The 23,499-nt window shown below is 48.4% G+C and carries 14 protein-coding genes, 3 tRNA genes and 3 rRNA genes; 6 read left to right on the top strand and 14 right to left on the bottom strand.

Annotation, left to right across the window (positions count from 1 at the left end; translation table 11 throughout):
• Nucleotides 1–214: 214 nt before the first annotated feature.
• On the bottom strand, nt 215–2,080 hold the full coding sequence (locus tag TH61_RS01070; RefSeq protein ID WP_071887876.1) for a biosynthetic peptidoglycan transglycosylase: 1,866 nt from the start codon (nt 2,078–2,080) through the stop codon (nt 215–217).
• 364 nt (nt 2,081–2,444) lie between these two features.
• On the opposite strand from TH61_RS01070, the gene purB reads away from it, so the two are divergent.
• Nucleotides 2,445–3,797, top strand: coding sequence for an adenylosuccinate lyase (gene purB / locus TH61_RS01075; RefSeq protein WP_066504765.1), 1,353 nt, complete (start codon nt 2,445–2,447; stop codon nt 3,795–3,797).
• Between the two features lie 218 nt (nt 3,798–4,015).
• Here purB and rrf read toward each other — a convergent pair.
• The 9 genes from rrf to TH61_RS01120 all read right to left on the bottom strand — a co-directional run bounded on the left by rrf (nt 4,016) and on the right by TH61_RS01120 (nt 14,486).
• Nucleotides 4,016–4,127, bottom strand: a 5S ribosomal RNA gene (gene rrf, locus TH61_RS01080).
• Between the two features lie 87 nt (nt 4,128–4,214).
• Nucleotides 4,215–7,107: ribosomal RNA gene (locus TH61_RS01085) — 23S ribosomal RNA — on the bottom strand.
• Nucleotides 7,108–7,284: 177 nt separating this feature from the next.
• Nucleotides 7,285–7,358: transfer RNA gene (locus TH61_RS01090), tRNA-Ala, on the bottom strand.
• Nucleotides 7,359–7,371: 13 nt separating this feature from the next.
• Nucleotides 7,372–7,445, bottom strand: a tRNA-Ile gene (locus TH61_RS01095).
• Nucleotides 7,446–7,559: 114 nt separating this feature from the next.
• Nucleotides 7,560–9,072, bottom strand: a 16S ribosomal RNA gene (locus TH61_RS01100).
• The 16S, 23S and 5S rRNA genes sit together here with 2 tRNA genes alongside, the layout of an rRNA operon.
• Before the next feature lie 931 nt (nt 9,073–10,003).
• On the bottom strand, nt 10,004–11,272 hold the full coding sequence (locus tag TH61_RS01105; protein ID WP_066504769.1) for an adenylosuccinate synthase: 1,269 nt from the start codon (nt 11,270–11,272) through the stop codon (nt 10,004–10,006).
• A complete protein-coding gene (locus tag TH61_RS01110) occupies nt 11,272–11,619 on the bottom strand; it encodes an STAS domain-containing protein (protein WP_066504772.1) in 348 nt (115 codons plus the stop codon). Before TH61_RS01110 ends, TH61_RS01105 begins: the two co-directional genes overlap by 1 nt.
• Nucleotides 11,616–12,086, bottom strand: a complete 471-nt coding sequence (locus tag TH61_RS01115; protein ID WP_066512390.1) for a Fur family transcriptional regulator — start codon at nt 12,084–12,086, stop codon at nt 11,616–11,618. Before TH61_RS01115 ends, TH61_RS01110 begins: the two co-directional genes overlap by 4 nt.
• 195 nt (nt 12,087–12,281) lie before the next feature.
• A complete protein-coding gene (locus tag TH61_RS01120) occupies nt 12,282–14,486 on the bottom strand; it encodes a bifunctional (p)ppGpp synthetase/guanosine-3',5'-bis(diphosphate) 3'-pyrophosphohydrolase (RefSeq protein ID WP_066504775.1) in 2,205 nt (734 codons plus the stop codon).
• 155 nt (nt 14,487–14,641) lie between these two features.
• Here TH61_RS01120 and TH61_RS01125 point away from each other — a divergent pair.
• From TH61_RS01125 to clpX, 4 genes are all read left to right on the top strand, one after another.
• Nucleotides 14,642–14,723, top strand: a tRNA-Leu gene (locus TH61_RS01125).
• A 77-nt stretch (nt 14,724–14,800) separates the two neighbouring features.
• Nucleotides 14,801–16,126 carry a trigger factor gene (gene tig / locus TH61_RS01130; RefSeq protein WP_066504780.1) on the top strand — a complete coding sequence of 442 codons (1,326 nt, stop codon included), beginning with the start codon at nt 14,801–14,803 and terminating at the stop codon, nt 16,124–16,126.
• Nucleotides 16,127–16,432: 306 nt separating this feature from the next.
• A complete protein-coding gene (locus TH61_RS01135; protein WP_066504782.1) occupies nt 16,433–17,131 on the top strand; it encodes a ClpP family protease in 699 nt (232 codons plus the stop codon).
• A gap of 270 nt (nt 17,132–17,401) precedes the next feature.
• Nucleotides 17,402–18,628 (top strand): ATP-dependent Clp protease ATP-binding subunit ClpX, encoded by a 1,227-nt coding sequence (clpX, locus tag TH61_RS01140; RefSeq protein ID WP_066504784.1) that lies wholly within the window; start codon nt 17,402–17,404, stop codon nt 18,626–18,628.
• A gap of 118 nt (nt 18,629–18,746) precedes the next feature.
• On the opposite strand, the gene lpxB is transcribed toward clpX, so the two are convergent.
• The 4 genes from lpxB to TH61_RS01160 form a co-directional block, all read right to left on the bottom strand.
• Nucleotides 18,747–19,859 (bottom strand): lipid-A-disaccharide synthase, encoded by a 1,113-nt coding sequence (gene lpxB / locus TH61_RS01145; RefSeq protein ID WP_066504786.1) that lies wholly within the window; start codon nt 19,857–19,859, stop codon nt 18,747–18,749.
• A gap of 115 nt (nt 19,860–19,974) precedes the next feature.
• Complete coding sequence (locus TH61_RS01150) at nt 19,975–20,391, bottom strand: 6-carboxytetrahydropterin synthase (protein WP_066504788.1); 417 nt, start codon at nt 20,389–20,391, stop codon at nt 19,975–19,977.
• A complete protein-coding gene (locus TH61_RS01155; RefSeq protein ID WP_066504790.1) occupies nt 20,391–21,398 on the bottom strand; it encodes an iron ABC transporter permease in 1,008 nt (335 codons plus the stop codon). Before TH61_RS01155 ends, TH61_RS01150 begins: the two co-directional genes overlap by 1 nt.
• Nucleotides 21,395–22,303 carry an ABC transporter substrate-binding protein gene (locus TH61_RS01160; protein WP_066504791.1) on the bottom strand — a complete coding sequence of 303 codons (909 nt, stop codon included), beginning with the start codon at nt 22,301–22,303 and terminating at the stop codon, nt 21,395–21,397. The genes TH61_RS01155 and TH61_RS01160 overlap by 4 nt, the downstream gene beginning before the upstream one ends.
• Before the next feature lie 189 nt (nt 22,304–22,492).
• Here TH61_RS01160 and rfaD point away from each other — a divergent pair, with 189 nt between their 5' ends.
• A complete protein-coding gene (rfaD, locus tag TH61_RS01165; protein ID WP_066504792.1) occupies nt 22,493–23,458 on the top strand; it encodes an ADP-glyceromanno-heptose 6-epimerase in 966 nt (321 codons plus the stop codon).
• Nucleotides 23,459–23,499: the final 41 nt, after the last annotated feature.

Here is a 23,499-nt window from a genome sequence, read left to right on the forward strand (position 1 = left end):
AAAAGAGAGGGCGCTTCTACATGTAGAAGCGCCCTCTCTTTTTATACTGCCTTTCTAAATCAAATTAGCTAGTCGTTTTAAGCCAGAATTCTGGGAATTGATTTAGTATTAGTTGCTGTTACAAATTTTGTTTTTGGCCTGTTTCCTGAGAATTAGGCCAAAAACGGGTTAAATCATTATCTCATAGTTTCTGCAACCAGCACTTACAATATTGTTAATCTAACAGATCAATTGGTGCAAGTTGCAGTGTATCCATGATCATGGTAGTATCTGGTTTCACCTTGATGATGAAATCTGCCGCACGTCCCTTCAAGTTAACATGTGAGGATACGCTGTTATAGTCACTATAAGAGATGAGGCCTTTCTTAAGCATGTTCCCGCTAATCAACTTAAAAAAGTAGCGTGGATAGGCCCGCAAATTGCCATAAGCATCAAAATAGGAACGGTATTGTTTGGGCTTGGGGACAATGCTGGCCAAGAACATACTCTCTTCCAGCGTTAACTGGCTAGGCTGTTTCTGGAAATAAAACTGTGCCGCCTCTTTTACGCCGTATATTCCCGGGCCCCATTCAATCACGTTCAGATATACTTCATACATCCGCTGCTTCTCGCTTATCCTTAAGTTCTCGATCAGCCAGACAATTAGAGCCTCCTCTACTTTACGCGTAATGGTTTTCTTTCTGGTCAAGAAGACGTTTTTCACCAGCTGCATAGAAACCGTGCTTCCGCCCCGTACAAAGGAATTCTCCTTGATATTAGTGATTAGTGAATGACGGAAGGCTCCTTCATGAAATCCTTTATGGGTCATGAACTTAGGGTCTTCAGCAGTTAAGATAGAATTTTTTAAGTATGGCGAAATCTGCGCGTAAGGAGTGAATTTTGGGTAAGAAGGCCCAACCGGAAAGCTTCTTACTTCTTTCCCGTTTTCATACACGGTGTGAACAAACTCCTGGTTTAGTTTCCGAAGGTCCTGGGCACCAAACTGGGTTATCTTCAGATTTTGGGCATCCAAGTCTGAATTAAATGTAAGACTATCCACTCGGGCCATGTCTACATAAAAATCCATATGGTACTTGAATGAACCTGTCGCTTTCATGCCTTGGAAGGTATCAAACAAGCCAGGAGGCATAGACTCGAACAAATCGTTGGCAGGAATGTTGGGCGAGTCAATCTTTATCCCAATTTTCTTTTTAGGTCCCGTCTCATATGTAAGCTGGGGATAGAAGATGGCTTTGTTTATACGCACCTCAGATAAGGTGTCTAATGAATAATAATGGTCCCCCAACGTAACTACGTATTTAAGGGCGCCATCTTTCACAAATACATCCTCGTCTGCAATTTTAGGGTGGTTTAACACTAGACTATAGCCACTGGATTCCCCAGTAACGGTTAGTTCACCATTTTTGAACTTCTTACCAGTGATGCTCAGGCTAAGGGTGTCGAATTTCATGGTGGCCCCCCATTTGCGTTCAATGTACGGCACCTCAATTCCGCCGGGCTTATCCCCATACATCTTGGCAGACAACAAATAATCATCTGGATCCACCAACCCTTTCACATTCATGTTATTGGTAACAGAATCTGTAGAGATGACCATCTTGGAGAGGATCACACCGTCTTCAACCGTTAAGGAAGGTATTTTCACGCCAATGAAAAGCCCGTCGTTCTTTAAAGAAACCGCCAAACGTTGAAAGTTCACCCCATCAGGCACGTTCTCAAAAACAGTCTCAATGAGTCTGTTTAACAGGACCGCATAATTTGATTTCTGCGTGGTGTCTACACTCGCCGTTTGGGATGATTTCTTTTTAAGGAGAAAGGAGAAATTATCAATAGTCCCTTCCTTGATAGCGTCCACCGTTCCGTTAGAAACGTTGAACTGTTTAAACACCAACCTACCTAAGAACAAGGACTTAAAGCTCACAGTAGCTTCTACACTATCAATCTGTAAGAGTTTGGGTTGATCTATTGGCAGGAACTGGATATCCTGTACCATGACCGTATTCAAATCAAGGAAACGCGCAGAGCCAATCTGGAGCTTAGCTGGGTACTTGGCCTCAACTTTCTGAATAACCTTATTCACCGCAAATTGCAGTAACCGCTCACGGTTCAAAAGGAAAACGCCGAAGGCAACAACTAGAAGAGTAAAAATACTTCCAAGCCAGATAAAAAGCTTTTTCTTGTTAAATGGTTTAGGCTGTACAGGATCAGACAAGGCTATAGATATTATAAATTAAGTTTCCCTTTACAGGGACAGGTACAAAAGTAACAGATTACAGTTGGTATGAAAAGCAGACTGTGCCGCAGCGTAAATACGGTTTTTAAGAAGTTTTGTTTATGACTGTGATTCAAGGCATATCAATTACTGTCACAAGAAATATATAACACTTTAGGATAAACAATTTATGGTTCACAGAACATAACTATCTTTGGCAAACGCTATACCTATGAATTTTTCACCGTTAACCGCTATCTCTCCCATTGATGGAAGATACCACTCCCAAGTTGAAGAATTAGCCCTATACTTTTCTGAATTTGGTTTAATCCGCTATAGAGTCCTAGTAGAGATCGAGTACTTTATCTCACTTTGCCAGCTTCCGCTACCACAACTGCAACAGACTGATTCTTCTCTTTTTGACCAGATGCGTAGCATCTATCAAAACTTTACAGAAGAGGATGCCTTAAAGATTAAAGCTACCGAGAAAGTTACCAATCATGATGTAAAGGCGGTTGAGTACTTTATCAAAGAGAAACTTTCTGACCTTGGCTTAGGGGAGACCATAGAATTTGTGCACTTTGGACTAACCTCCCAGGATATTAATAATACAGCCATTCCAATGTCTTTGAAAGAGGCTATGGAACAAATCGTCCTTCCTGGTTATCAAGACTTGTTAAAAAAATTAATGGAGCTTGCTGAGATGTGGAAAAGCATTCCAATGCTTGCCCATACCCATGGCCAGCCTGCTTCTCCTACTAAGTTAGGTAAAGAAATACAAGTATTTGTAAACCGAATTGAGCAACAAATAACCTTACTACAATCTATTCCTTACGCAGGAAAATTTGGAGGTGCAACAGGTAACTTTAACGCTCACCACGTTGCTTATCCCTTTATAGATTGGGTTGGTTTCGGGAACACCTTTTTACAGGAAAAACTACACTTGACCAGAAGTCAAGTAACCACCCAAATTGAGCATTATGATCATTTGGCCGCTCTATTAGATAATATAAAGCGCATAAATATCATCTTAGTAGATTTCTCACGGGATATCTGGCAATATATTTCAATGGGCTACTTTAAACAGAAGATTAAAGCAGGAGAAATAGGGTCATCTGCAATGCCACATAAAGTAAACCCTATTGACTTTGAAAACGCGGAAGGCAATTTAGGAATGGCAAATGCCATCTTCTCATTTTTGTCAGATAAACTCCCGATATCAAGGCTCCAGAGAGACCTGACAGATTCTACCGTTCTAAGAAACTTAGGTGTACCGTTCTCTCATTCCTTAATTGCTCTTAAATCCTTACTGAAAGGAATAAACAAGTTAGAATTAAATGAGCAAGCATTACATAACGATCTAGAAGATAACTGGGCTGTAGTGGCAGAAGCTATTCAAACTGTCTTAAGAAGAGAAGGCTACCCAGCGCCTTATGAGGCTCTGAAGGAATTGACAAGGAAGAATGAGAAAATAACAAAGGAAGCTATCTCAGCATTCATCGATAGACTAGATATCAGTGAAGTGGTTAAAAAGGAATTGATAACCATATCACCACAGTCTTACACTGGAGTTGACCTTTATTAAAAATAACTACATAATAATCCATTAAACAAAAAGGCCATCTATAACTAGATGGCCTTTTTGTTTAATGGATTATTACAGAACATTAGTTTAACTAAATCATTTCTAATACCCATTGACGCCTGCTCCGATCTACCCCCAATTCCCCTGAAAAGCAAGGGGGGCCTTGTAAACGCAAGAATCCCGCCCCGGCATGACGCTGGGGCGGGATTCCATAATGGGGTTGGCGGCTACCTACTCTCCCGCGTGTGACCGCAGTACCATCGGCTCGGCGGGGCTTAACTTCTCTGTTCGGAATGGGAAGAGGTGGACACCCGCGACATAGCCACCATTGTCGTCGGCCTCTCGGCCTAATGGGGTTGGGGAGTGTTGTTTGTCATATTGGGTTGAGAGAGAACTTTTGCTAGGGTACGCGCCGGTGCGCGGAAGCCTTCGGGCAATTAGTACGGCTCGGCTGTGGTATTCCTACCTTTACACCTGCCGCCTATCGACGTGGTAGTCTCCCACGGCCCTTGAAAGATATCTCATCTTGGGGTGAGTTTCGCACTTAGATGCTTTCAGCGCTTATCTCATCCGAGCGTAGCTACCCTGCGCTGCAGCTGGCGCCACAACAGGTCCACCAGAGGCTCGTCCATCCCGGTCCTCTCGTACTAAGGACAGGTCCCCTCAAATATCTAACGCCCACTACAGATAGGGACCGAACTGTCTCACGACGTTCTGAACCCAGCTCGCGTGCCACTTTAATGAGCGAACAGCTCAACCCTTGGGACCTTCTCCAGCCCCAGGACGTGACGAGCCGACATCGAGGTGCCAAACCTCCCCGTCGATATGAGCTCTTGGGGGAGATCAGCCTGTTATCCCCGGCGTACCTTTTATCCTTTGAGCGATGGCCCTTCCATGCGGAACCACCGGATCACTATATCCGCCTTTCGGCCCTGCTCGGCTTGTGGGCCTCACAGTCAAGCACCCTTCTGCTATTGCGCTCTGCGCACGGTTACCAAGCGTGCTGAGGGTACCTTTGAAAGCCTCCGTTACTCTTTTGGAGGCGACCACCCCAGTCAAACTACCCACCAAACACTGTCTCCCGCATTGGAGATTAGGCTCCAAGTAACTCAAGGGTGGTATTTCAACGCTGCCTAACCGACGCCTGGCGACGCCGGATCACAGGCTCCCACCTATCCTACACATGAGTTACCCAGAGTCAATGTTAAGCTATAGTAAAGGTGCACGGGGTCTTTCCGTCCCGTAGCGGGTACTCGGCATCTTCACCGAGACTACAATTTCACCGAGCTCACGGCTGAGACAGCGCCCAGATCGTTACACCATTCGTGCAGGTCGGAACTTACCCGACAAGGAATTTCGCTACCTTAGGACCGTTATAGTTACGGCCGCCGTTTACCGGGGCTTCGATTCAGAGCTTCGCCTTGCGGCTAACCCCCCCTCTTAACCTTCCGGCACCGGGCAGGTGTCAGGCCTTATACCTCATCTTTCGATTTCGCAAAGCCATGTGTTTTTGTTAAACAGTCGCCTGGGCCTTTTCACTGCGGCTTCTCCAATTGCTTGGAGGAAGCGCCCCTTCTCCCGAAGTTACAGGGCCATTTTGCCGAGTTCCTTGGCCGTGATTCACTCGAGCACCTTAGGATTCTCTCCTCGACTACCTGTGTCGGATTGCGGTACGGGTAGCGTAACCTTGAACGCTTAGCGGGTTTTCTTGGGAGCATGATTAGGGCCGCTATCCCCTCGCCCGGGGGCTTGGGGTACTATCGCATTTCAGCAGGTCCGGCGTACTTGACTACCGGTCCTATACCTACGTGCTTCAACCTGGTATTCCGTCACCAGGCGGGCCTTTCACTTCTCCGTCACCGCATCACTGGGTTACGCTAGTACTGGAATATTAACCAGTTGTCCATCGACTTGTGCTTTCGCCTCCGCCTTAGGACCCGACTAACCCTGATCCGATTAGCGTTGATCAGGAAACCTTAGTCTTTCGGTGTGCGGGTTTCTCGCCCGCATTATCGTTACTTATGCCTACATTTGCTTTTCCCTACGCTCCAGCGCCCATGACCAGGCGCCTTCACCGCAGAAGGGAATGCTCCCCTACCACTGTACATAGTACAATCCGCAGCTTCGGTAATATGCTTGATGCCCGATTATTATCGATGCCCTGTCGCTCGACCAGTGAGCTGTTACGCACTCTTTAAATGAATGGCTGCTTCCAAGCCAACATCCTGGCTGTCTAGGCAACTGGACCTCCTTTGTTCAACTTAGCATATATTTAGGGACCTTAGCTGGCGGTCTGGGTTCTTTCCCTCTCGGCCTGGGACCTTAGCACCCCAAGCCTCACTGCCGAGTATGTCTCATGGCATTCGGAGTTCGTCAGGATTCGGTAGGATTTGACTCCCCCTAGTCCTATCGGTAGCTCTACCTCCATGAGACTCCACCTCGACGCTGCCCCTAAAGGCATTTCGGGGAGTACGAGCTATTTCTCAGTTTGATTGGCCTTTCACCCCTACCCTCAGGTCATCCAAAAGCTTTTCAACGCTAACTGGTTCGGACCTCCATTGCGTGTTACCGCAACTTCATCCTGCCCAAGGGTAGATCACAAAGTTTCGCGTCTACCCCCCCTGACTGTGCGCCCTGTTCAGACTCGCTTTCGCTGCGGCTCCGCGTCTTGAGACGCTTAACCTTGCCAGGGAGGAGTAACTCGTAGGCTCATTATGCAAAAGGCACGCCGTCACCCCACTAAAGGGCTCCGACCGCTTGTAGGCGCATGGTTTCAGGTTCTATTTCACCCCCCTATTCGGGGTACTTTTCACCTTTCCCTCACGGTACTGGTTCACTATCGGTCTCTCAGGAGTATTTAGCCTTACCGGATGGTACCGGTGGATTCAGACGGGATTTCTCTGGTCCCGCCCTACTCAGGATACCACTAGGGCCAAGAACTATACGCTGACGGGGCTATCACCCTCTGCGGCGCGCCTTCCCAGGCGCTTAAGCTTCTTTTCTTGGTCCCACGTCGTGGTCCTACAACCCCAAGGTCGCCGTAACGACCCTGGTTTGGGCTCTTCCGCGTTCGCTCGCCACTACTTGCGGAATCATTGTTATTTTCTCTTCCTCCGGGTACTTAGATGTTTCAGTTCCCCGGGTTCGCCCACCCGAAGGTGTGACAGGTCTTCAACCTGCCGGGTTTCCCCATTCGGACATCCGCGGATCGACTGGTATGTGCCCATCCCCGCGGCTTATCGCAGCTTATCGCGTCCTTCTTCGCCTCTGAGAGCCAAGGCATCCCCCATACGCCCTTCTTAACTTCCTAGCGCCTGAGGCCTAAGCCTCGGCGCGTACTCTAGTTTGTTTTCTCTCTTCCCAATATGTCAAAGAACCTCCCCGCCTCCGGGACCCGTACAAGTACAGTCCCCTCGGGCATGTGCGGCATCCACCCTTCCGGTGCATGCCTTGAATCTGTCAGTCGCGCCGCGACTCTGTCGGAGTGTGGAGAATAACGGAGTCGAACCGTTGACCTCCTGCGTGCAAAGCAGGCGCTCTAGCCAGCTGAGCTAATCCCCCAAGATCTTTAGAGTGGGCCTGCGTGGACTCGAACCACGGACCTCTACATTATCAGTGTAGCGCTCTAACCACCTGAGCTACAAGCCCAGTGAACTGGGCCTCCGCACGCTTCCTGACGAGTGCTGATGCTGATGTTTGTAAGCGTAATTAAGTAGGGGGGGATAGGAAAAGTAAAGCGGGCCGCGGAGGCGGCGTCTCCAGAAAGGAGGTGATCCAGCCGCACCTTCCGGTACGGCTACCTTGTTACGACTTAGCCCCAGTTACCAGTTTTACCCTAAGCGGCTCCTTTGACGGTTACCGCCTTCAGGTCTCCCTGACTTCCATGGCTTGACGGGCGGTGTGTACAAGGCCCGGGAACGTATTCACCGCGTCATTGCTGATACGCGATTACTAGCGATTCCAGCTTCACGAAGTCGAGTTGCAGACTTCGATCCGAACTGAGAGCGGCTTTTTGAGATTGGCATCCTGTCACCAGGTAGCGACCCTCTGTACCGCCCATTGTAGCACGTGTGTAGCCCTAGGCGTAAGGGCCATGATGACTTGACGTCGTCCCCGCCTTCCTCACTCCTTGCGGAGGCAGTCCCTTTAGAGTCCCCACCGTTACGTGCTGGCAACTAAAGGTAGGGGTTGCGCTCGTTGCGGGACTTAACCCAACACCTCACGGCACGAGCTGACGACAGCCATGCAGCACCTTGCTTTGTGCCCCGAAGGGAAGTACCGTCTCCGGTACCGTCACGCGCATTCTAGCCTAGGTAAGGTTCCTCGCGTATCATCGAATTAAACCACATGCTCCACCGCTTGTGCGGGCCCCCGTCAATTCCTTTGAGTTTCACCCTTGCGGGCGTACTCCCCAGGTGGATTACTTAACGCTTTCGCTAAGACGCCGACGGTCTATCGCCGACATCGAGTAATCATCGTTTACGGCGTGGACTACCAGGGTATCTAATCCTGTTCGCTCCCCACGCTTTCGTGCCTCAGCGTCAGTTACAGCCTAGTAAGCTGCCTACGCAATCGGTGTTCTTGAAGATATCTAAGCATTTCACCGCTACATCTTCAATTCCGCCTACCTCGTCTGTACTCAAGCCCCCCAGTATCAATGGCAGTTCCGCGGTTGAGCCGCGGGCTTTCACCACTGACTTAAGGGGCCGCCTACGCACCCTTTAAACCCAATAAATCCGGACAACGCTTGCACCCTCCGTATTACCGCGGCTGCTGGCACGGAGTTAGCCGGTGCTTATTCCCCAGGTACCGTCAGTTCCCCACGCATGGGTGTTTTCTTCCCTGGTAAAAGCAGTTTACAACCCAGAAGGCCTTCATCCTGCACGCGGCATGGCTGGGTCAGGCTTCCGCCCATTGCCCAATATTCCCTACTGCTGCCTCCCGTAGGAGTCTGGCCCGTATCTCAGTGCCAGTGTGGGGGACCGTCCTCTCAGAACCCCTAGCCATCGTAGCCTTGGTGGGCCGTTACCCCGCCAACTAGCTAATGGCACGCATGCCCATCTCCAACCGATAAATCTTTAACCCTCTTCAGATGCCATCGAAGGGTGTTATGCGGTATTAATCCGGATTTCTCCGGGCTATCCCCCAGTTGAAGGTAGGTTGCATACGCGTTACGCACCCGTGCGCCACTGGTGCATTGCTGCACCCGTTCGACTTGCATGTATTAGGCCTGCCGCTAGCGTTCATCCTGAGCCAGGATCAAACTCTCCATTGTAGTAGATTGTCTGACTGGTCTCAATTACTTTAATAATAAAGACAGTCGGTAGTTTTGTAAAGACCGACCGCCCTCGCTTGAACCTCACTTCTCACTCCGATGACTGAACATCCTGAGTGCTTTTCCTATCTTATCCCATCTACTCAAAGAACTTCCCACCGGGCTTTCCCCGGTGACTGCAGAGCGACTTTTCACTCTGTATGTTTCTGTGTGCCAGTTGATTCGGCGTGCTGCAAAGGTCCGAAGTTTCATTTAAACTTCCAAATAATCTTTTCAGCTTTTTTCTTCTTTTTTTCCCTCAGCCCTTTCGACCGAGAACCCTTCTGGAAGGGAGTGCAAAGGTAAGAAGAATCTTCGTTTCCGCAATACCCGCAGCGATTTTTTCTCTTTTTTTTCCTCCGCCCATCCAGCGGAAGACCCTCTTTTCGGAAGGGAGTGCAAAGGTAGCAAACTTACCCTAGTCTGCAACACCCTGCGGATATTTTTTTTTACTTTCCCCTCCGCCCTTTCGGCGGAAGGCCCCTCTTTTCAGAAGGGAGTGCAAAGGTAGGAAGGCTTTTCAGACTTTCAAAACGCCGCGCGAGGTTTTTTTTTAAGCTTGTTTGCCTCCCCGTCCGGAAGGCCCCCTTGTTGATCGGGAGTGCAAAGGTACGAGGATTCCCCGGGAAGGCAAGCGGGGACGGCGAAGGTTTAACGGCGTCCCGCCCAAGTGCCTGAGACGGAACGGGAAAGGTTTGAAAGAATTTTTATTACAACTCATTTTTAGCCTCTTTTCCGGAAAACAAGCCAAAAACGGTACTTACTTACTTACTTACTTACTTACTTACTTACTTACTTACTTACTTACTTACTTACTTACTTACTACACCTATATAAAGAGAGCGGCCTGCATTATGATATGCAGGCCGCTCTCTTTATATAGGTGTAGCTTTTACTTTAATAGGGTACTCTTTCTATCTGGCCCTACACTAATAATAGAGACAGGTACTTCTAAATGCTCTTCCAGGTAGGCAACGTATTTTAATACGGCTTTTGGAAGAGTAGCATAAGACTCATAGTTTCTCAGTTCTTCTTTCCAACCTTTAAAGGATGCATAGATGGGAGTAACCGCGGTCTTATCTAAATCATGAGGAACATGGTCAGTAATGGTACCATCTTCTAATTGATAATGGGTACACACTTTAATCTCATCAAATTCATCCAGCACATCTGCCTTCATCATATTAAGCTGCGTCACACCGTTGAGCATGATGGCATACTTTAGGGTTGGAAGATCAATCCAGCCGCAGCGACGAGGACGTCCAGTGGTTGACCCGAACTCTCGGCCAGCTTGACGAATCTGCTCTCCTACTTCATCCAACAGTTCGGTTGGGAACGGGCCACTCCCTACACGGGTACAATAGGCTTTGAAAATTCCGTAGACTTCGCCAATATTTCTTGGGGCAACGCCCAATCCCGTACAAGCACCGGCTACCAATGTATTAGATGAAGTCACATACGGATATGTCCCGAAGTCAATATCCAACAAGGATCCTTGTGCTCCCTCAGCCAGAATTTTCTTACCGTCTTTAAGAGCTAGGTTGATCATGTATTCAGAATCAACCAAGGTAAATTGTTTCAAGAAGGCAACAGCCTGGAAGAACTCCTTTTCTATTCCTTCAATCTCTAATGACTTCTGGTAGAAGGAGGCAATTTTCTCATGACGAGCCACTGTCAATTTATAGCGCTCTTCAAAATCCTCGGCCAGGATATCCCCTACTCGCAAACCGCTTCGGCCAATCTTGTCTTGATAAGTGGGCCCGATTCCTTTTTGAGTGGAGCCAATTTTAGAAGTACCTAAGGCTTCTTCAGAGATTCTATCCAAGCTCTTGTGCGAAGGAAGGATCAACTGCGCCTTCTTTGATATGTAAAGGTTTTGGGTAGCATCTACTCCGCGGGCTGTCAGCTTTTCTACTTCGGTCCTGAAGACAATTGGGTCCAAGACCACTCCATTCCCTATGATGTTAGTAATCTGAGGATGGAAGATGCCAGACGGGATTTGGTGCAACACGTGCTTGGTACCTTCAAACTCTAAGGTGTGACCCGCGTTAGGTCCTCCCTGAAAACGGGCAACAACATCATACTGGGGAGCCAAGACGTCAACTATCTTGCCTTTTCCTTCATCGCCCCACTGGAGGCCTACTAGAATATCAACTGGCATTAATTTGATTCTTTAAGAAGCTGAAGAGCACTTGCCTCATCTTCAGCAATGGTGAATATGGCGTTAAGCTTGGTAATGATCAATAGTTTACGGATATGCTCTGAGGGATTGATTAAAATCAGCTCCCCACCGCGGTTGCGGAATTTAGTAAGAAGGGAAACCAAGACTCCAATACCACTACTATTAATAAAGCGCACATTAGATAAGTCTACGGCAGAAAGCAGCATAGAATCATCAATGGTAGTATTAGCGATGTCCATGAGACGCTGGGTGTCTGGACCTCCAATCAGGTCTCCCTCCAGCTGAATCAAAAGCACGTCCTCCTTTATAGTGTGTTCAATCTTCATTGTTTAGGCGCATTTAGTTTTGCCTGGCAATCGCCGCAGATACCATATAAGTTAAGGGAGTGGTGCAGAATGTTAAAGTTAAGCAACTCCCCCACCATTGTTTGAATGTTATGAACCCGCGGGTCACAAAACTCAACCACTTTATGGCAATCTGTACAAATAACGTGGTCATGTTGCCGACGGCCGTATGATTTCTCATACTGTGCCAAATTACGGCCAAACTGGTGTTTGCTGACCAAGTCATTCTCCACAAGCAAGTCTAAGGTATTATAGACCGTGGCCCGGCTCACCTGGTAATTCTTATTCTTCATGCTGATGTAAAGGGACTCTACATCAAAATGCCCGGTGCGGGAATAAATCTCTTCTAGAATAGCATATCGCTCTGGGGTCTTTCTAAGACCCTTACTCTCCAGGTAGGCGGTAAAGATTTTTTTTACCTCCAAAAACTTCACTTCATCTAATGCCATAGCTTCTGCAAACATACTATATAATATGGTATTGCCCTCACTCACCAGAGAGGTTTGACCTAACAATGCCAACCACCTTCAAGAAGAATAGTTTGAATCAAGCGATCACACTACCACATTCTGGTTAACTAAATCCGTTTTTGGCCTCTTTTCTGGAAAAGAGGCCAAAAACGGATCATCCATGGGTTTATCACTTTAGGTATCAAATCTATCAACGCTCAAGACACCGTTTACCTTAGAGAGACGCTGTATCATCTTCTCTAAGTGCGATGTGTCATTCACGAAGACCATCAAGTGTCCTTCAAACACGCCGTCATTAGAATCAATAGTAATGGAGCGCATGTTTACTTTTAGGGAGTTGGAGATGATTTTGGTCACGTCATTCACCAAACCTACCCTGTCTGTTCCCTTAATCCTGATACCTGCCAAGAAAGAAAGCTCTTGCTGCTCTGTCCATTTGGCTTTAACAATGCGATGACCGTAGTTAGACATCAGCTCTACCGCTTTGGGGCAGGTAGTTCTATGAATGGTAATGCCTTGATCCAAGGTCTGGAACCCGAACACATCATCCCCGGGGATTGGATTACAGCATTTGGCCAATGTATAGTCAATACGATCTGTGTCTCCGCCTATCACCAACAGGTTGGCATTGACACCTCTTATTTTCTGCACCTCCTTGTCAAAGGTGGAGCCTTCCAGAATAGAGGCTGGCTTGTAGTTTTCACTGCGCGGATTAAAGATATGCTCCTTGATCTCCTTCAAGTCCAGCATATCAATAGCCACTCTATAATATAAGTCCTGCAACGTAGAGGCATTGAAATAAGCCGCCAACCTGTTTAGATTAGCGGCGGTAGGCTCCACTCCTATCTGTTGCAGACGCACTTCCAGTTTGGCTTTTCCTTCATCTGATTTGCCTTTCCGCTCTTCGCGCAAGTATTCTTTAATTTTAGCTCTGGCCTTAGAAGTAGTCACAAACTTAAGCCACTCATCCGTTGGCTTCTGTTTTTGTGAGGTGAGAATCTCCACTTGATCCCCATTGTGCAGACGATAGCTTAGCGGCACTAGTTTCTGGTTCACCTTCGCGCCTAGACACTGGTAGCCAATCTGCGTGTGTATCTCAAAGGCAAAGTCTAAGGCAGTGGCTCTGTCTGGCAGGATAATCAACTCCCCTTTAGGGGTAAACACAAAGACTTCTTCCACGAACAGGTTGGTTCTGAACTCATCCAGAAACTCCAGCGCGTTGGAATTGTTCACGTCCAGCATGTCCCGCACCTTATTGATCCAGTTGTCCAGCCCCGACTCAGCAGCCGAGGGGCTACCGGTTTTATATTTCCAGTGGGCGGCATAACCACGCTCAGCAATGTCATCCATGCGTTTGGTGCGTATCTGCACCTCTACCCACTGCCCGGCCTTACTCATTACCGTGGTGTGCAAAGCCTCATAACCGTTGGCCTTAGGGGTACTTATCCAGTCACGCAGGCGGTCTGGGTTAGGTTGGTAGAAGTCAGTTATAATAGAGTAAACGCGCCAGCAAGCAGGTTTCTCCTGCTCATATGGCACATTCAAGATAATCCTGATGGCGAAGAGGTCATAAATCTCCTCAAACGTCACGTTCTGCTTCTTCATCTTCTTCAAGATGGAGTAGATGGACTTGGGCCTACCTTTTACCTCAAAATCTGTGAATCCCTGCCGGCGCAGCTCATCCTCAATTGGCGTGATAAAGTCATTGATGAACTTGCTGCGGGCTGTTTTGGTCTGGCGTATCTTATTAGAGATGAATTTGTAGGTCTCAGTATCAGTATACTTCAGATGCAGGTCTTCTAGTTCAGACTTAATGGCATATAAACCCAGACGGTGCGCTAGAGGCGCATATAGGTACATGGTCTCTGAAGCAATCTTCAACTGCTTGTCTCTAGCCATGCTGCCCAGCGTCCGCATGTTGTGCAGACGGTCGGCTAGCTTAATCAAAATCACCCGCACGTCATCAGACAGCGTGAGCAGCATCTTCCGGAAGTTCTCTGCCTGTTGGGACGTGCCGTATTCAAAAACGCCAGAGATTTTAGTCAACCCTTCAATGATGCGCGCCACCTTTGGCCCAAACTCGCGCTCAATGTCATGGATTTCCATATCCGTGTCTTCTACCACGTCATGTAAGAGGGCCGCAATGATAGAAGTGGTACCCAGACCTATTTCCTCCACGGCAATCTGGGCCACCGCCAGAGGGTGTAATATGTAAGGTTCGCCAGATTTGCGGCGCATGTCTTTGTGCGCCTCCAGAGAGGTATTGAAGGCCTTCTTTATAATCTTGGCGTCGTTATCTTTAAGGAAAGGTTTGGCGTGCCTCAACAGTTTTCGGTATTGGCGCAGGATCTCTTTCCGTTCAGCTTCGTGGTCAATCATAGTATGCATGTATCAAAATACGCCCAAAAGGTACGTCTGAAAGGCGGTTTTGACATTATTTTAAAAAAAGTTAACAAAAAAAGCGAAACGCTCTTGCATATACAAAACAGTTGTTGCTACATTTGCATCACAATTACGGAACACCAACACATAATGCGGATGTGGCGAAATTGGTAGACGCACTAGACTTAGGATCTAGCGCTGCGAGGCATGGGGGTTCGAGTCCCTCCATCCGCACTAGAAAAACCCTCAATCCCAACCGGGGTTGAGGGTTTTCTTCTTTTAACACTGTACGTACCTAAATAATTACAGCCTTGAATATCACGTTAAATCAAACCGACGGCAACAACGCCAGCCTGAAAGTAAATCTGCAAGAGGCAGACTATGCACCCCGCGTAGATGAGCAAATCAAAGAATACAGCAAGAAAGCCAACATCAAAGGCTTCCGCCCGGGTAAGGTTCCAGCTGGTTTGATCCGTAAAATGTACGGCAAAGGCATTCTGGTGGAGTCTATCAACCAGTTGCTGCACGAGTCTGTAAACAACTACATCAAAGAAAACAAACTGCGCATCTTAGGTGAGCCGCTTCCGGAGCGCCAGGACGAGAACGCCATTGACTGGGACAACCAGAAGGAGTTTGAGTTCAGCTACGCCGTAGGGTTGCTGCCTGAGTTTGAATTGCCATTGGACAAGGTGTCTGTAGAGAAATACAACATTGAGGTAGACCAAACTACCGTTGATGAGGCGTATGAGCAGATGCAGAAGCAGTTTGGCAAAACCACCAACCCAGAAGTATCTGAAGCCAATGATTACCTGTACGGTGATTTGAAGCAGGTAGAAGGTGAGTTTGAAACCAAGACTTTGCTTCCGTTGAACAAGGTGGTTGCCGGCGCTGACAAATTTGTAGGCGTGAAACCAGGGGACACCATCACCTTTGACATCAGAGAAGCATTTGGTGATGACGCCGCTTTGGCCCACGTAACCGGTTTGAGCAAAGACGTGACCAAAGACCTAAATGGCCAGTTCACATTCACGGTAGAGAAAATCAACCGTACAGAGAACGCTGACATGGACCAGGAGTTCTTTGACAAGATTTTCGGGAAGGACAACGTAAAGACCCAAGAGGAGTTTGACGCCAAAGTACGCGAGGTCATCAAAGACAACTATGACCGTGAGGCTGAGAACGTATTGGACCGCACAGTGATTGACCAATTGGTAGACAGCGCTTCTATTGACGTGCCACAGGAGTTCTTCAAGCGTTGGCTGACCGCCACCAATGAAGGCAAAATCACGCCAGAGCAAATTGACGAGTTCTATGACCAATACCTGAAAGAGTTGAAGTGGTCTATGATCCGCAACAAGGTGGTAGAGGACAATGACATCAAAGTAAGCAACGAAGATGTAGTGGAGAGCGCCCGCCAGAAGATGATGGCCCAGTTCAACATGCCCGAGGTGCCAGCCGAGATGGAAGAAACCTTCAACAACTTCTTGGACAACCACTTGAAGCAGAACAACGGCCGTAACTTTGTAAATGAGTACGAAGCCCTGGTTGCTGAGAAAGTATTGGCATTTGTGAAAGAGAAAATCAAAGTAACTGAGAAAACTGTTTCTGCTGAGGAGTTCCGCAACTTGGTTGCCTAGTCTGAGTCAGAATTTACATTACAGAAAAGTCCTTGTCAAGCGGCAAGGACTTTTCTGTTTTATGGAATCTTGTAGCAGAGAATATGAATGGTAAAGCCAAATGTTTGGCCGAGCAGCTATCTTCCACGTCCCTCCTTTAATCTACTTGATACCACCTCCCGCCATAATGGCAGGAAAAAGGTAAGAATCGTTTTTGGCCTGATTTCTGGAAAAGAAGCTAAAAACGGGCAGTCTGTACTTTCTTATTGGCAGATGCTTGTAACCTCACTCCTTCTTTTTAAGTTAAGGCCTTTAAATAGAACCTGTATGTACAACAAAGACGAATTCAGAAAATTTGCCGTGCACGGCTTAGGCATGAGCGGCCTGGGCGTTGACCAATATTTGACGCATCTGGAAAGCTCCACGCGTTTCCATCCTACCAGCATGACCCGCTCTGTGATTGAAGAGCGTCCTACCAACTTTAGAGAGATTGACGTATTCTCTCGCTTAATGGTAGACCGCATCATCTTCCTGGGTACGCAGGTAGATGATTATATCGCCAACATCATCACTGCTCAGCTTTTGTTCTTAGAGAGCGTGGATGCCAAAAAAGACATTCTATTATACATTAACAGCCCGGGTGGTTCTGTGTATGCCGGTTTAGGTATCTATGATACCATGCAGTATGTACAGCCAGACGTAGCTACCATCTGTACAGGTCTAGCGGCCTCTATGGGTGCCGTGTTGTTGTGCGGTGGCGCCAAAGACAAGCGCTCTGCCCTGCCTCACTCCCGCGTCATGATTCACCAGCCAATGGGTGGTACGCAAGGACAGGCCTCAGACATTGAAATCACCGCGCGTGAAATCCTTAAGCTGAAGAAAGAGCTCTATGAAATCATCTCCAGCCACAGCGGCAAGACCGTGGAAGAGGTAGACAAAGACTCTGACCGTGACTACTGGATGATTGCCCAGGAAGCCAAAGAATACGGCTTGATTGATGAAGTCTTGCTTCGTCACAAAGCCTAATCACTATATTTAGCATAAAAAAAGCCTGCCCACCAGCAGGCTTTTTTTATGCCCCACGTCAAACGAAAAAACGTCTTTTTGGTTGCAGGCGCTTAGCTTTCAATCAGATACAGAATATCCTATATTTTATAAATACCTCTAACACAGCCTGTTCCTTATGCACATTTTATAGCCTTGTTGAAAAATTTCTAGCTTCTTGCCTTTCCAATTTTGTAACTTTGCTTTTAAGACACCCGCACATGGGCGTTTTAGAACATCCTTCACAAATTTATGGCAGAAATTACGTGCTCCTTTTGCGGCAAGAATAAGAAAGAAGTCTCTGTGATGATTTCAGGCATTAACGCGCACATCTGTGAGCGTTGCATTGGTCAGGCACAACAGATTTTAAATGAGGAAAACCGCTTACGTGCCAACAACCGCGCACCTAAGTTCAACCTCATGAAGCCGCGCGAAATGAAGGAGTACCTTGACCAGTTTGTGGTAGGTCAGGACGAAGCCAAGAAAGTAATGTCTGTAGCGGTGTACAACCACTACAAGCGCTTAATGCAGAAGCCTAAGGCTGATGACGTAGTGATTGAGAAATCCAACATCATCATGGTAGGCGAAACCGGAACCGGTAAAACCTTCCTGGCCCGTATGCTGGCCGGCACCTTGCAAGTCCCTTTCTGTATTGCAGATGCTACTGTTTTGACTGAAGCCGGCTATGTAGGTGAAGACGTAGAAAGCATCTTGACCCGCCTTTTGCAAGCCGCCGATTACAACGTAGAAGCCGCCGAACGCGGTATTGTCTACATTGATGAGATTGACAAGATTGCCCGCAAAAGCGACAACCCATCCATCACCCGTGACGTGTCAGGTGAAGGCGTACAACAGGCCTTATTGAAACTGTTGGAAGGCACCACGGTTAACGTTCCCCCGCAAGGCGGACGCAAGCACCCAGAGCAAAAGATGATTTCTGTGAACACAGAGAACATCCTGTTCATCTGCGGCGGCGCTTTTGTAGGCATTGACCGTCTAATCAAGAGCCGTTTGAACACCAAGCCTATCGGGTTCTCCAAGACTTCATTGGATGACAAGGTAGACACTGAGAACTTCCTGCGGTACATCACCTCCCAAGACTTGAAATCCTTCGGGTTGATTCCTGAGTTGATTGGCCGTCTACCGGTGGTGACCCACCTGAACCCATTGGACAATGAGACCCTGCGCCTCATTCTGACGCAGCCGAAGAATTCTTTGGTGAAACAATACAAGCGTCTGTTTGAGATGGAGAACATCACGCTGGAATTCTCTGAAGAAGCCTTGGCCTATATTGTAGAGAAAGCCGCCGAATACAAATTAGGCGCCCGCGGTCTCCGCTCCATCTGCGAAGGCATCATGACAGACGCCATGTTTGACTTGCCATCTGACCAACAAGACGGCGGCGACTTAGTAATCACCTTGGACTACGCCCGCGAGAAATTCGAGAAATCATCCCTGAAGCAACTGAAAGTCGCCTAAGAGCATAATACCTAGAAACAGAAAGGCCTCTCTTTGAAAACAAGAGAGGCCTTTCTGTTTCTATTTAAAAACCGTTTTTAGCCTGTTTCTTGGAAATTAGGCCAAAAACGAATACAATCTATTTCTCTTTAAGGTAGTTCACCATCAACTTGGCAGCCGTCTCTGAGGTATTAAAGTCTCCGATGAGTTTTTTGACTTCGGCGTAGCCGTTTAACTGCGCCTGTCTGCCTTCAGGGTTTTGCAAGACGTTCTTGAGTTCGCGCACCAGGTTCTGAGCGTTCATATCGCCTTGAATCAACTCCGGCACTACCCTCTTATTGGCAATCAGGTTCACCAGAGAGATGTATGGCACCTTTATCACCGCCTTGCCAATCATGTAAGAGATGTTGCTCGTGCGGTAACAGACCACCTGCGGGACATTGAACAAAGCTGTTTCTAACGTAGCTGTACCAGAGGTGACCATGGCGGCCTCGGCGTGGGCTAAGACGTCATAGGTCTGGTCATACACAATCTTGATGAACGGCTCCCGGTTGAAGTTCTCATAGTATTCCCTGGAGAAATTGCTGACCGCCGCCACCACAAACTGATAGTCCTGGAATGCCGGCAAGATGCTGAGCATGATGTACAACAGGCTTTCTATCTCCTGCTGACGGCTGCCCGGCAACACGGCAATGATAGGACGGTCATCCAAACCATTGTCGGCTCTGAAGTTCTGATTGACCGTATGCGCGTTCACCGCATCTGACACCGGATTGCCAATGTAGTCGGTTTCATAGTCAAAGCGCTTGTAGAAGTCTTTCTCAAAGGGCATGATGACGAACATGCGGTCCACCAGTCTTTTGATGTTGTGCACGCGTCCCTGGTTCCAGGCCCAGATTTTAGGGGAGATGTAATAGAAGACCTTGATGCCGTGCTCCTTCGCGAACTTGGCAATGCGCATGTTGAAGCCGGCGTAGTCCACCAGAATCACCACGTCTGGATTGTATTGCAAAAGGTCTTGCTGACACTCTTTCAAAAAGCGTTTTATCTTGAAGAGGTTGGTGGCCGCCTCCAAGAAACCCATAAAGGCCATCTCCTGGTAATGCTTGACCAACTCGGCGCCGGCGGCTTCCATCATGTCACCACCCCAGGCACGCACATGCGCCTGCGAGTCTTGCAGATGCAGTTGCTTGATGAGATTGGAGGCATGCAAATCGCCGGAGCGCTCTCCAGCTATGATGTAGTATTTCATGAAGTAACAGCAAGCTGTTCTTTTAGTTGAGAATCAAAAGTTTAGCGGTTAAGAGTTTGTTGGGACGATTGGTTCCCTCTTGCAACTCTTAATCTAACTCTTAACTTCTGAAGGATTATTCCCCAAAGTACTCTACGAAGTTCCGGGGAGTCTCGTACAGTTTCAGGCTGTGTAATTGTGCTTTTGAGATACCCGCAATCAAAGGAGCCAAGATGTTCCAGAACTCCATCACTAGGTTCTCGGTGCTGGCCAGTTTGCCTTCCATGAACGGCACGTCCATGTTCAGGTTCTTGTGGTCCACTTTCTCTATGATGTGCTTTCTAATGAGGGTGCTCAGTTTCTTCAAGTCAATCACAAAACCGGTGTCTGGGTCTGGTTTGCCCTTCACGGTCACAATTAACTCATAGTTATGCCCGTGCCAGTTGGTATTGGCGCAAGGGCCAAACACCTCCTTGTTCTTAGACATAGACCAATTTGGATTGAACAGCTTGTGCGCTGCATTGAAATGCTCTAACCTGCTTACGTATACCATTAACTGAATCGGTAATTCTTTCTACGCAGCAAATATACGAAGAAAGGTACACCAAAGAACGATGTCACAATGCCAACCGGCATTCCGGCCGGCGGATACAGCAGTCTGGACAGAATATCACACAGCACCAGGAACAAACCACCGGCCAGCGCGCAGAAAACCAGGTTGAACCGATTGGTAATGCCCAACAGCGCCCGAGTCACGTGCGGAATCATCAAGCCCACAAAGCCCACCGGCCCCGAGAACGCCACCGCAAACCCCGTCACCACCGAAATAGCTAACAGCATTACCCAGCGCAACTTACCCACCTCCACGCCCAGCGTCTCGGCGCGCTCTGCTCCTAGTAATAAAACGCTCAAATGCTTCTGAAGGAATTGGAAAATGACCAGCCCCGCCAGCAAGGCCGTGGCCGGATAACCCAAGTTGGTCCAGTCGGCCTTCTCAAAACCGCCCATGCTCCAGAACACCACTGATTTCAATTGGCTTTCTGAATCTGAGAGAAACATAATCAGACTCACCAGTGCTGTCAGCAGGGAACTCAGAGCCACACCGACCAACAGCATCTGGCTGGGAATCAACTGTCTGCGTCGGGAGCCCAGAAGGACCACCACCAAGGTCACGGCAAAAGAACCCACCAAGGCAAAGAACGGCGGAAGGTACAGGCCCATCACAGTCAGGTCCGTCAAAAAGAAGAGACTGAAAGAAGCGCCCAACGAAGCCCCGGAAGCGGTGCCCATCAAGTAAGGGTCGGCTAAGGCGTTGTTCACCAGTGCCTGCATTAAGTAACCGGCAAAGGCCAAAGAGGCACCGGTCAGAAACGCCAACAATAAGCGCGGCAGGCGTAGATGTACGATGCTGTAATGGGCGGCGTCTTCAGAGTTATACTGAGTGAGGGCCTCCCAGATGAGTCGGTAAGACGTTTCAATACTGCCTACCTTGAGCCCCAGGAAAAACCCGAAGACCAGTAATAGCACCACCACCAGCAAAAGGACTAGGGATTTTCTCACCGGAGCACCTGCTTAAGTTCCTGTATGCTTTCAATCACCCTCGGTCCAGGCCGGGACATCAAATCATCCGTAACTTCATAGATGCGTCTATTCTGGTAGGCTTTGATGCGCTTCAACTCTGGGTACAAAGAGAAAAACTCCTTGTCATACTTTTCAAAAGTCCCTCCCACTATCACGTCTGGGTTCAGTTGCAGAATGTATTCCCGCGTCAAGGCCGGCGACTGCTGGGCCATCACCACAGGGACGGCATTGTCGGCGCCCAGGTAGCGGAGTTTGTCAGTGAAGATAGTATTGCGCCCGAAGACGTAGATAGGGTCCTTCCAGATAATGGCCAGCACTTTGGGGTGCTCTTTCAATTGGGCTCTGTCTTGGGAGAACGCCTGTAGTTTCTGTTGCAAGGAGTTGACCAATGCAGTTGCTTCCTTCTCGCGTTGCAGAATCCTGCCTAAATCCCGTAAACCCCGCAGCACATCAGACACCGAGTCAAAGGCCTGAAAATACACCGGTATGCCCATCTTGTGAATCTGCGCGGCCACTTCCAGAGAGATGATGCCTTCGGTGGCAAAAACGGCGTCCGGCTTTAAGGTCAGCAGGCGCTCATAGTCCATGGGGTAATTGTTCACTACGGGTTTGGTTAAGGCGGCGGCCGGGAAATCGCAGTTCTGGGTGCGGCCAATGATGGAGGCAGTGTCGGCCACGGCGAACAGCATCTCGGTCATGGCGGCGTCCAGGCCCATCACGCGTTTGAGGTGTGTGGGCAGAGTGACCCTTCGGCCCAAGTCATCTTTAAGGGTATGGCTGGTCTTCTGGTTGGGTGCTTTGGCCGGCTTCGACTCACAGGCCGCTAGCAACAGACACAGCAGAACAGAAGACAGAAGCGCAGAGAGGGTATGGGAGAAAGTCACGCAGATTTTTCAAGTGTGATTAGAAACCAAAGGTACATTTTTTGCCCGAAGCCTGCACGGCCTCCGTTTTTGCCCTCATTCCTAGAAAACAGGCCAAAAACGACTTGTGTTGTCACGCACCAAAACCTGGCCCTTGAAAAGTTTCGTACCTTTGGCGTGCACACGCACTGTACCTAAAGGAAAACTCTGATGATAGTAGTAACCGGCGCCGCGGGTTTTATTGCCAGCTGCCTTGTCACGCGGCTCAACGCCTCCAACTTCAATGATGTGGTGGTGGTGGATAATTTCTCGGTGGCCAAGAAAATGGCGAACCTGGAAGGCAAGAAGATAAAGGAGTACGTTGACCGAAACGATTTCTTTGAGTGGCTGGAGAAAAACTACGAAGAGGTGGAGTTCATCTTCCACCTGGGCGCCCGCACCGACACCACCGAGATGAACCGCGACGTGCTGGACCTGCTCAACCTGGACTACTCCAAAAAAGTATGGAACGCCTGCTGTGAATACCAGATTCCCCTAGTCTACGCCTCCTCTGCCGCCACCTATGGTTCCGGCACCTTGGGTTATGATGATGATGAGAACATGATTCCCTTGCTTCAGCCTTTGAACCCGTACGGTGATTCTAAGAATGATTTTGACATGTGGGCGCTGGAGCAAACGGCTAAGCCTTTCTTCTGGGCCGGTCTTAAGTTCTTCAATGTGTACGGCCCCAATGAATACCACAAAGGCCGCATGGCCTCGGTGATTCTGCACGCCTACAACGCCATCAAAGAAAACGGGAGCTTCACGCTCTTTAAATCGCATCACCCAGATTACAAGGACGGCGAGCAGATGCGTGACTTTGTGTATGTGAAAGATGTGGTGGAAGTATTGTTCTGGCTCATGCACCATCGCAAAGACTCGGGCATTTACAACCTAGGCAGTGGTCAGGCACGCACCTTCCTGGATTTGACGTTCAACACGTTCACGGCCATGGGCAAGGACATCAACGTAGATTTCAGAGACACGCCCGAGGACATAAGAGACAAGTACCAGTACTACACCCAGGCCAACATGGACAAACTGCGCTCCATTGGCTATGACAAGCCGTTTCATACTCTGGAGGAAGGCATCCAGGATTATGTGCAGAATTACTTGATGAGCAACAGTTATTACTAAAAGATAAAAGAAGAGCCGGTCCAGTACCGGCTCTTCCGTTT

The organism is Rufibacter sp. DG15C (assembly GCF_001577755.1).
Taxonomy (GTDB): Bacteria; Bacteroidota; Bacteroidia; order Cytophagales; family Hymenobacteraceae; genus Nibribacter.